Raw genomic sequence first — 9,497 nt, 5'->3', positions numbered from 1 at the left:
ATCGTTTGAAGGATAAAAAAAGAATTGGGATTCAGCCCCAGGTTGAAACTTAATACGAGATCAAAGGGGTCAATTTTACTTTGCCATTTGAAAGGTAAAAGGGGTCAATTTTAGAATGCCGTTGACAAGAGTACTCCCTACATCTCCTATAAAACGCAAAGTATGCTTTTCTACATCATAATTGTGGCCAATGCGATTACAGCCATTAAAAAATGTCATACGGCCATTGTTGAATTTGAGAGTTATTGGGGCGGGTAGAGCCTTATTCTCTACGAGAACCCACGTCTTTTGAGTTAATTGTTCTGCTTCAAAATCACGTAAATCAGCAATTCGCTGTATGCCTTTAAAAATATAGGTCTGTTGATTGCTATTCATCACGATTAATTCAGGCAGGGCATTTTGCTTTTGAAGTAGCTTTAGATTGACATCGCTAAAGCGTTGGCTGAACAGTACATCGTGATTTGAATACTATGCATATCCAATCAGCGTTTGCGGTTGTGTAGATATAAAAAAACCGAGGCGATGACCTCGGTTTTTTATCGGCTGTAACTTACAACGTACCTTTTACGGTTTCACGTTCGACTGACATATCAAAAATATAGGCATATTTTGATTGGTCAGCAGCAGGGTTTTTACGTTCAAAACGTTTTACGCGAATAATTTGGCGTTCTGCAGGAGTGTGCTTAAAGCCTTCAATTTGATCGTAAAATAAAGTCCAGTCTTTATCAACTTGTGTTTTTAGGCCTTTTTCATCGTATTTCACTTCACGTACTTGCAAACAAGTTTGTGGAGCAACGCCTGTACATTGTTTAGTTTCAGGGCTGATTTCAAGGAAAATCGTTTCGCCTTGCGAGTTGTACTGAGTTTCAGGTGTTAATTTTCCAGTGAAAACCAGTTTTTCACCTGTTGCAGAGATAATGGTTAACGTTGGATTTTGTGGATCTGTAGTATTTAAAACAAAAGGTGCTTTACGGTCACTAAATAGTGAAGATGCAAGTCCTTCTTGTTTCATCGCATTATCAGGACACGCCATCATGGTAGATGCAATGTTGCCTGTTACAAGTGTATTGTGTTCCACTTTCCATTGGGTTGACATACTGTTACAGCTGGTTGAAATACCCAAAGTGCCATTTTCTAAAAAATTTAAAACCAAAGGTTTTGGTGCATTTTCAGTGGTGGTGCTCCATTGATATGAAGCTAAAGTTTTATCAGCATTTTGTTGTTGTAATACGCTCACGGCTAAATCTCCAGCTTTTTGGATATCGCTTGATTGACATGCTGCAAGGGCTAAAGGGAAGAGGGCGATCGCTAAATATTTTAATTTCATTACGCTAACTGTTCTAAGTGAATTTCAGCCTGTAGCATAACCCATTCATTTTAAAAAAATATGAATACATTCAGCTCAAATAAGTAGCAAAATGTATCCATAAATAATAATTTGTTAACTTATTAATATAAATTATGAATAAGTCAATCTATCTCATTTTTCCACGTTTAATCAAAACGATAAATATCCATACCGAGCGAACCCATACTAAAGCTACTGTGAACAATAGAGAAGCGGGGGCCTGCACCCATCGCAAAGAAGATGGGTGCAAAATGTTCAATGGTCGGATGGTTGCGTTGTACAAACGGGATATTTTGCCAATCGAGAACTGCATCAAAATCTTGATGAGTGAGCTTATTGACCACAAAATTACGAAATGTCGAAGCCCATTCAGGCACGGCTGCTGCACGTCCATCCCAAGCCAACTCACGTAAGTTATGGGTAATACTGCCCGATCCAATCAACAGGATTTGCTTGTCACGTAAAGGTGCAAGCGTTTGTCCAATTTTATAGATCTCTTGTGCAGACATGGTCATTGGCAGTGATATTTCAATCACAGGAATGTCAGCATCAGGATACATATGCAATAACGGCATCCAAACGCCATGATCGCGTGGACGAGTGCTGTTGGCATGTGCAGATAATCCTGCATTGGCAAGCAAATGAAGGATTTCTTCCGCTAGCTCTGGGTTACCCGGTGCTGGATAACGAATATCATAAAGTTCCGCAGGGAAACCACGGAAGTCATGCCAAGTTTCAGGACGGGCACTGGTACTTACTTCTAGTGCGTTACTTTCCCAATGTGCGGACATGATAATAATGGCTTCCGGTTTTGGAAGATTCAGGCTTAAACGTTCCAACGCAGGACCGACTTGCTCAGGATTGATGGCAAGCATAGGTGAGCCATGGGAAATAAATAAACCTGGAAGTGTTTGTAAATTCATCGCGGTCGCCGTTGGTTGTTTAAAGGAATATGATGATCATGCACTATATTATTCAGCGTAACAATTCGGATAATTTCAACGGTTTGTTTCATTGTTGCAACGCTGTAACTGCTGTATACGCTGGATGTTAGTTCGGATTAACCCGCACGATGGTAAGGGTGATTATGATTAATACTCATTGCACGGTATAGCTGTTCGATGAGCATGACACGAACCATTGGGTGTGGCAAAGTTAGTTTAGACAAAGACCAATGCCATGCTGCTGCTTTACGTACCGCCTCAGAATGTCCATCTGGCCCACCAATGGCTAAAACCACATCATTGCCTTCAAGCATCCAACCTTTCATGGTTTCAGCTAGTTTTTCGGTACTAAACTCACGACCACCAACTTCTAAGGCGATCAGTACTTCATTCGATTTCATGGCATTTAAAATGCTGTCACCTTCAATTTGACGGTATTTTAAAATGTCGGCTTCTGAGTCGTTCTTGCCACGTTTGGCCATAGGCAGTTCAATGATCTGCGTTTGAACAAATGGCTGAATACGTTTGAAATAATCTTCAAAACCCGTCAGAACCCATGCTGGCATTTTTTGACCGATTGTCAGAATACGAATTTTCATACAGCGCCTGAAAGTATACAAAAGAGCATTATAACGGTTCGCTTGCGCTTTGTATGTTCAGACACAATTTGCAATTGAAATCGTGTTCTGCTTGCTGTTTAAATACGCAGCATAAGCAGATTAGATCGAAGATGAAAATTGGAATAATAACAATGAAAAAAACATGGCAGGACGGTAAATTATTTTTGCTCAAGCAAGCAGCAATGCTTTCAATTTTTGCATGGTGTTCATTTGCGGCGTATGCCAACAATATTAGAACCGCTGAACCGGATAATTTAAAAGTCTATTTAGAGCAAATTATTGGTAATGAAGCTGAATATCGTAACTATAAGAACATTCAAGAGTTAAATCGGGTGTCTGCTTGGATTCGTGAGCAGATGCGTTTGTTTGGTGTTAATTGTCGTTTTCAAACCTATACCGTAAACAGCCAACCATACCGTAATGTGGTTTGTCCCTTAAATGCAGGGCATAGCAACCGAGTGATCATTGGCGCGCATTACGATGTATTTGAGGAGCAGCATGGCGCTGATGATAATGCTTCTGGCGTTGCAGGTGTACTCGAAGCTGCTCGGATTCTTTCGGCTGAAAAAGCGCGTTTAAAACAAAATATTGAATTTGTATTTTATACCCTCGAAGAACCGCCGTATTTTAGAACAGAGTCGATGGGCAGTTTTATCCATGCAAAATCGGTAGCAAAGGAAAAGGATAAAATTTCAGGTGTGTATATTCTGGAAATGATTGGTTATTTTGATCCGAAAGTTACCCAAGAATATCCAGTTGGGTTGAAATGGATTTATCCATCGCATACGAATTTTATTGCATCGGTAGGGAACATTCAGTCTCGTGACTTAACCTCATCGTATTGTGCGGCGATGGAGTCTTTGAAGCAGTTGCAATGTGAACGCTTGATTTCACCGTCATTTATTCAGGGTGTTGATTTTTCAGATCATATGAATTATTGGCAATTTGATATGCCGGCGATAATGATTACTGATACGGCATTTTATCGTAATAAGCACTATCACACTGAGCAAGATACCCTGGATAAATTGAACTTGGATAAAATGGCTCAAGTGATCGATGGTTTGGTGAAAACCATCTTAAATTTGAAATAGCATGTCTTTAAAAACATGACATAAAAAACGCAGCCCCGAAAGCCTGTGGACTGCGATAAAAGGTCATCTACCTGGAGATGTAGATGACCATCTTGTTCCAATGATCATCACGCTTTTACACGTGATTGGAACCAATAAAGAAACATACAGCGCGTATATCTCTCTACTATATATGTGGGATAGAGGGCGATATTTCAAGTAATAGCATTCAAATTTTGTAAGACTTTCTTATTGGCTATTATTGATCTTGATGTCGAATTTGAAATAGTTATCCAATCCATAGTTGTAGCTGTTGGCTTGAATCTAGTGGTTGTGAAGAATTTGAATGAAAAGTTTCGAATATACAGTATGAAATAATGGATATAAAAAAGCCCTGTCGAAACAGGGCTTTTTTCTTTTATTGCGAGTTGCTAGCGCTTAGTGACGTGCAGCTTTGCCACCTTCAGTTGCTTTGACAATCGGTGTCTTTGCAAGAGGTTTAGGCATATCAACCAAGGCTAGTGGTAAAATCTCATCAATCGATTTCACTGGTTTAATTTCTAGACCTTCTTTGACATTGTCTGGAATCTCAGCCAAGTCACGAACGTTGTCTTGTGGGATAAAGACAAGCTTGATGCCACCACGGTGAGCAGCGAGAAGCTTCTCTTTTAAACCACCAATGCGCATTGCACGGCCACCAAGACTGGTTTCACCGGTCATCGCAATATCTGGACGAATCGCAATGCCTGTAAACGCTGAAATAAGTGCGGTAGTTAGGGCTAAACCAGCAGATGGACCATCTTTCGGTGTTGCACCTTCTGGTAAATGCACGTGTACATCTGTTTCTTCAAAGCGAATCGCTTCAATACCTAGTTCATCTGCACGGGTACGTACAACGGTCATCGCTGCTGTGATCGATTCTTTCATCACATCGCCAAGAGAACCGGTGGTAATGAACTTGCCTTTACCTTTCACTGCTGCAACTTCAATCGTCAGTAGTTCACCACCAACAGATGTCCAAGCCAAGCCATTTACACGACCCACTTCAGCTTCTTCTTCGGCCATACCGAAGTCGAATTTGTGTGGACCTAAGTAGTCAGGAAGATTTTTCGAATTCACTTCAATTTGAAGATTTTTCGCTTTCTTGCTCACTGCTTCTTTTACCACTTTACGTGCAATTTTAGACACTTCACGTTCTAAGCTACGGACACCGGCTTCACGTGTATAACGTTGTACGATATCGCGGATGGCTTCTTCGTGAACGGTTAATTCTTTCGCACGTAGACCGTTGTTCTTGATGGCTTTTGGAACAAGGTAACGTTCAGCAATATTCACTTTTTCATCTTCGGTGTAACCCGGTAGACGAATCACTTCCATACGGTCAAGCAAAGCTTCTGGAATATTCATGCTGTTTGCAGTACAGATGAACATCACTTCAGAAAGGTCTAGATCAAGATCTAAGTAGTGATCATTGAACTTGCTGTTTTGTGATGGATCTAGGACTTCAAGCAATGCTGAAGCAGGGTCGCCACGGTAGTCTTGCGCCATTTTGTCAATTTCATCGAGTAAGAACAGAGGGTTCTTTACGCCAACCTTAGACAAAGATTGCACAATTTTACCTGGCATAGCACCAATATAAGTACGACGGTGACCACGGATTTCAGCTTCATCACGCACGCCGCCAAGCGCCATACGGACAAATTCACGACCAGTTGCTTTGGCAACAGATTCACCAAGTGAAGTTTTACCTACACCTGGAGGACCAACTAAGCACAGGATTGGGCCACGAAGTTTTTTTACACGTGATTGAACAGCAAGGTATTCCACAATGCGGTCTTTCACGTCGTCTAAACCATAGTGATCGGCATCAAGAATATCTTGAGCTTTCGCAAGGTTAATGCTGACTTTGCTGGCTTTGTTCCAAGGCGTATCTAAAATAACTTCTAGATAGTTACGCACGACAGCAGCTTCGCTTGAAGCAGGTTGCATCGCTTTTAGCTTGCGGAACTCATTTTCAGCTTTTTTACGTACATGTTCAGGTAAATCGGCTTCAGCTAGACGTTTTTCAATTTCTGCAACGTCGTCTTCAGCACCGCCATTCATGTCAGAAAGTTCACGTTGAATGACCTTCATTTTTTCATTTAAGAAGTATTCACGCTGATTCTTTTCCATTTGGCGTTTTACAGAATCATGTAAGGTTTGCTCAATTTGCTGTTCTTCTGACTGTTGTAATAAATAGGTCATGAGTTCAGCTAAATGTGCTTCAAATTCATCATGCTCTAAGAATTTTTGTTTGACATCAATATTCAAAGGCACGCGTGTTGCTACGAAGAATAATAATTGCAGTAAATCATCAATTTTATTGGCTGCTGCAATCAATTCACGTGCATTACGCAGTTTTGCTTCTGCATATTGAGCAAATAAGGTACGTAATTCTTCGACACGGTTATTCTGAGTTTCTGAGTCTACAGAAACCGTCATTGGGCTTAATGAATGCTCGGCAGTCAGGTAATCATCGGCATCGATAATTTTTTCTAGCTTGGCACGATATAAGCCTTCAATCAGTACTTTTATACAGTTTTCATCATTCTCATGATTCACAACTTGCACAATCTTCGCGACAGTACCGTATTGATATAAATTGTCGTGATCAATTTCTTCTGTAAGCGAATCTTTTTGTGCAACTACGAATACAAGATTGTCACTGTCACGTGCGACATTGACTGCATTGATCGACTTTTCGCGACCCACAAACAGTGCAATTTGCATGTGAGGATATACAACCACATCTCGTAGCGCTAAAAGCGGTAATACGCTCGGAATTGTAGTTTCCAAGCTTTCTTCATTCATAATAATCTCAGACATGGGCACTCCTAATGAGTGACAACGGTGTTGCCATGTTTTTTATAGTGATGTGTATTTTTTAAATTACAAGGGTCATGCCAATTAAAATGTATAAAAAATGACTAAATATGTGATTTTTAAGTGTAACTCAGCGTCAAAAATATCAAATTAACGTTTGAAACTTAAAGTTTGAGATGGGCTGATAAAGCCATCTAGCGGTTGATCCCATGCTTCTCGGACTAAGGGGTCTTGGATGAGTTGAAAATCGTGACCAAGTCCTAAACGGTAGGGTATAGAGTGAGCTGTTGCTAATGTTTTATCGTAGAAGCCACCCCCCATGCCAATACGTGTGCCGTACTTGTCGCAAGCGAGCAAGGGCATGATTAAAAGGTCAAGATGAGAAACATGCTTCCCACGACTCGCCATAGGCTCTTTCATGCCGAGTGGGTGATGAGAAAAACGTTTGTTGATGTATTGATGTCGTGAGATTTCAACCCAAACCAGTTGCTGATTCATGTTGCAAATCATGGGTAAATACACGTGTTTTTGATGCGAAAAACAGTAGTGGATGAGCTGTTGAGTGTGAATTTCACCGAATGCATGTAAATACACGCCTATATGCTGACTGCGCTGAAAATGACTGAGTCGGATTAAACGCTGTAGGACCTGTTGTTCAGCTTGTCGTTGGGCCCATAGGTTTAGGCTACGACGCTGCTTGCGGAGTTGTTTGCGAAGGCTGGTGGTGCTCAAAGTCATGATTCATTTCAAAGTAGCACAAAATTCTCAAGGCATTTTAACGCGTTCAAGCTTAAAAGTCCGAAAAAATAGGTTTTATCTTTTTTATATAAAGCGTTCCTTAAACACTAGTTAGCGTAAGGAACGCATACTTATTTAAGGTTTTTTTATACCAAGAATTTGCACATCAACACGGCGGTCTGCTTGTAAGCAAGCTTTTAAGGCATTTCGATCTTGAACATGAAAACAACCATTGGTTACAGGCTGAGTTTCACCTGCTGAATCGAAACTTAATTTGTCAGCAGCAATCCCTTGGTTCATTAAGTAATTTTTGACAGTTAGTGCACGTTGTAATGCAAGTTGCTGATTATATTGCACACTGCCTAAACGGTCGGTATGGCCGGTAAGCTTAATCATATCAATACGTGCATATTGGTTATTAAGTTTAGTTGCTAGTTCATTCAAGCTTGATTTACCTGCAGGAAGTAAATCGTTTAGTTTACCACCATTAAATTTAAATAAAGAATCGGAAGCTAAGTTTATATTATCTAAACTCGGTTCAATTGGTTTTATTACATTTTTTAGAGCATTTTCTCTAATCGGGCAATTATTAATAATAGTGCCATCATCATTTAATATGATGGGCTTGCCGTTATTATCAACAGTAAGTAGTAAATTATTCAAAATTGACTTTTCGTTTACACAATAGCTAACTGAATAATTTTCACAATGATTTGTACAATTTTTCACCTTAAATTGGTATTCACCTTCTTTTAAATAAAAATCAGCAGAATTATTAATATAAAAATCACCGGCTTTAAAGTCATCTATATAGAGCTTAGTTGCACATTTTTGGTTCTTAGCTTGATCATCTGCGCATAATTTTTCATCACGTTGAACATGTATTTTGTATGCATCAATCATATTGTTTTGAAACAATAAATTATCTGGTTTTGCATATTTATTTACGCCAGGAAAAGTTGAACATGCGACAACTGAGCGTCCACAAGTTGAAGTGACTGTGACACCGAATGGTGACATCGTACAGACTTACCCTGATGACACCGATCCATCCACAATTACGCCTGACCAAATTACGGTTAAAGATCCAAATGGCAAAGACATCGTGGTTGAGTTTGGTACACCTGAGACTCAACCAGATGGTTCAATTACGGTAACGGGTAAAGTGCCAGAGGACGTTGAAGGCAAAGTTACGGTTAATGTACCAGAAGGTTCATATGAAGACACTTCGGGTAACCTGGGTCTACCAGGTACAGGCAACGAAAACATCAATATGGTTCCGCTTGTAGCAGAAGTGACGATTACACCAGATGGTAAGATCACTGTGACTTATCCTGATGATGTTGATCCATCGACAATTACAGAAGATAAAATCATTGTTTGAACCGTACCGGGTTTGTCGGAGACCAACTTTCTTGAGAGAATGTTCCAATGACAAAACCAAAATATACCCCTGAAATCAGAGAAAGAGCGGTTCAATTATTGATTGAATCTGAAAAAGATTATCCTTCTACTTGGGCTGCAATCACAGCTATTGCACCTAAGATTGGTTGTACTCCTGAAACATTGCGTGTTTGGTATTTAAAGCATATGGATCAACTAAATCCTGCCAAAGTACAACAGATATCTGACCAAGAAAAAATGAAGCAAATGGAACGTGAAATTAAAGAATTAAAACGTGCCAATGAAATTCTACGTAAAGCAGCCGCTTTTTTCGCCCAGGCGGAGCTCGACCGCCCACACAAATAATGGTGGATTTTATCCAGAACAATAAAGATCGATATAGTGTTGAAGCGATTTGTAGAATTTTACCGATTGCAGCTTCGACCTATTATCGGGCTTTAGATCTCGCTGACAATCCAGAACATCGAGCGAAACGTGCTCTGCATGATTTACATCATGCAGAGCAAAT

General features: G+C 40.1%; 9 protein-coding genes, 1 pseudogene and 1 other annotated feature. Of the genes and pseudogenes, 3 read left to right on the top strand and 7 right to left on the bottom strand.

Going from position 1 to position 9,497, the window contains the following annotated elements; all coding sequences use genetic code 11:
* Positions 1–75 precede the first annotated feature (75 nt).
* From FTU38_RS16075 to rlmH, 4 genes are all read right to left on the bottom strand, one after another.
* Positions 76–375: an META domain-containing protein gene (locus tag FTU38_RS16075; RefSeq protein ID WP_180111843.1), complete on the bottom strand. Its 300-nt coding sequence runs from the start codon at positions 373–375 to the stop codon at positions 76–78.
* A gap of 175 nt (positions 376–550) precedes the next feature.
* Positions 551–1,327, bottom strand: a complete 777-nt coding sequence (locus tag FTU38_RS16070; protein WP_180063486.1) for an META and DUF4377 domain-containing protein — start codon at positions 1,325–1,327, stop codon at positions 551–553.
* A gap of 167 nt (positions 1,328–1,494) precedes the next feature.
* Complete coding sequence (locus FTU38_RS16065) at positions 1,495–2,271, bottom strand: dioxygenase (RefSeq protein ID WP_078189859.1); 777 nt, start codon at positions 2,269–2,271, stop codon at positions 1,495–1,497.
* A gap of 137 nt (positions 2,272–2,408) precedes the next feature.
* A complete protein-coding gene (gene rlmH / locus FTU38_RS16060; RefSeq protein ID WP_078189858.1) occupies positions 2,409–2,891 on the bottom strand; it encodes a 23S rRNA (pseudouridine(1915)-N(3))-methyltransferase RlmH in 483 nt (160 codons plus the stop codon).
* A 152-nt stretch (positions 2,892–3,043) separates the two neighbouring features.
* Here rlmH and FTU38_RS16055 point away from each other — a divergent pair, with 152 nt between their 5' ends.
* Positions 3,044–4,006: a M20/M25/M40 family metallo-hydrolase gene (locus tag FTU38_RS16055; RefSeq protein ID WP_373684016.1), complete on the top strand. Its 963-nt coding sequence runs from the start codon at positions 3,044–3,046 to the stop codon at positions 4,004–4,006.
* Positions 4,007–4,423: 417 nt separating this feature from the next.
* Here the strand turns inward: FTU38_RS16055 and lon are convergent, their stop codons facing one another.
* From lon to FTU38_RS16040, 3 genes are all read right to left on the bottom strand, one after another.
* Positions 4,424–6,850, bottom strand: coding sequence for an endopeptidase La (gene lon, locus FTU38_RS16050; RefSeq protein ID WP_180111842.1), 2,427 nt, complete (start codon positions 6,848–6,850; stop codon positions 4,424–4,426).
* A gap of 147 nt (positions 6,851–6,997) precedes the next feature.
* A complete protein-coding gene (locus FTU38_RS16045) occupies positions 6,998–7,585 on the bottom strand; it encodes a 5-formyltetrahydrofolate cyclo-ligase (RefSeq protein WP_180020703.1) in 588 nt (195 codons plus the stop codon).
* Positions 7,586–7,720: 135 nt separating this feature from the next.
* Positions 7,721–8,605 carry an OmpA family protein gene (locus FTU38_RS16040; RefSeq protein ID WP_180111841.1) on the bottom strand — a complete coding sequence of 295 codons (885 nt, stop codon included), beginning with the start codon at positions 8,603–8,605 and terminating at the stop codon, positions 7,721–7,723.
* Here FTU38_RS16040 and FTU38_RS16035 point away from each other — a divergent pair.
* Both FTU38_RS16035 and FTU38_RS16030 read left to right on the top strand, forming a co-directional pair.
* Complete coding sequence (locus FTU38_RS16035) at positions 8,586–8,969, top strand: hypothetical protein (RefSeq protein ID WP_180111840.1); 384 nt, start codon at positions 8,586–8,588, stop codon at positions 8,967–8,969. The two genes, FTU38_RS16040 and FTU38_RS16035, sit on opposite strands and share 20 nt — an antisense overlap.
* A 47-nt stretch (positions 8,970–9,016) precedes the next feature.
* A pseudogene (locus FTU38_RS16030) lies at positions 9,017–9,497 on the top strand (transposase); the annotation flags it as partial.
* Positions 9,292–9,409: a sequence feature (AL1L pseudoknot), on the top strand. It overlaps the preceding pseudogene by 118 nt.

This window comes from Acinetobacter sp. YH12098 (assembly GCF_013419235.1).
In the GTDB taxonomy this organism is placed as follows: domain Bacteria; phylum Pseudomonadota; class Gammaproteobacteria; order Pseudomonadales; family Moraxellaceae; genus Acinetobacter; species Acinetobacter amyesii.
Note: the sequence above shows the minus strand (reverse complement) of the source record. Positions and strands in the feature narration are given on the sequence as shown.

Excerpts from the sequence above, each read along its gene's own strand:
- FTU38_RS16065 (WP_078189859.1), bottom strand. The coding sequence starts at position 2,271 with ATGAATTTACAAACACTTCCAGGTTTATTTATTTCCCATGGCTCACCT.
- FTU38_RS16055 (WP_373684016.1), top strand. The coding sequence starts at position 3,044 with ATGAAAAAAACATGGCAGGACGGTAAATTATTTTTGCTCAAGCAAGCA.
- rlmH (WP_078189858.1), bottom strand. The coding sequence starts at position 2,891 with ATGAAAATTCGTATTCTGACAATCGGTCAAAAAATGCCAGCATGGGTT.
- FTU38_RS16070 (WP_180063486.1), bottom strand. The coding sequence starts at position 1,327 with ATGAAATTAAAATATTTAGCGATCGCCCTCTTCCCTTTAGCCCTTGCA.
- FTU38_RS16075 (WP_180111843.1), bottom strand. The coding sequence starts at position 375 with ATGAATAGCAATCAACAGACCTATATTTTTAAAGGCATACAGCGAATT.
- FTU38_RS16040 (WP_180111841.1), bottom strand. The coding sequence starts at position 8,605 with ATGTCACCATTCGGTGTCACAGTCACTTCAACTTGTGGACGCTCAGTT.
- FTU38_RS16045 (WP_180020703.1), bottom strand. The coding sequence starts at position 7,585 with ATGACTTTGAGCACCACCAGCCTTCGCAAACAACTCCGCAAGCAGCGT.
- lon (WP_180111842.1), bottom strand. The coding sequence starts at position 6,850 with ATGTCTGAGATTATTATGAATGAAGAAAGCTTGGAAACTACAATTCCG.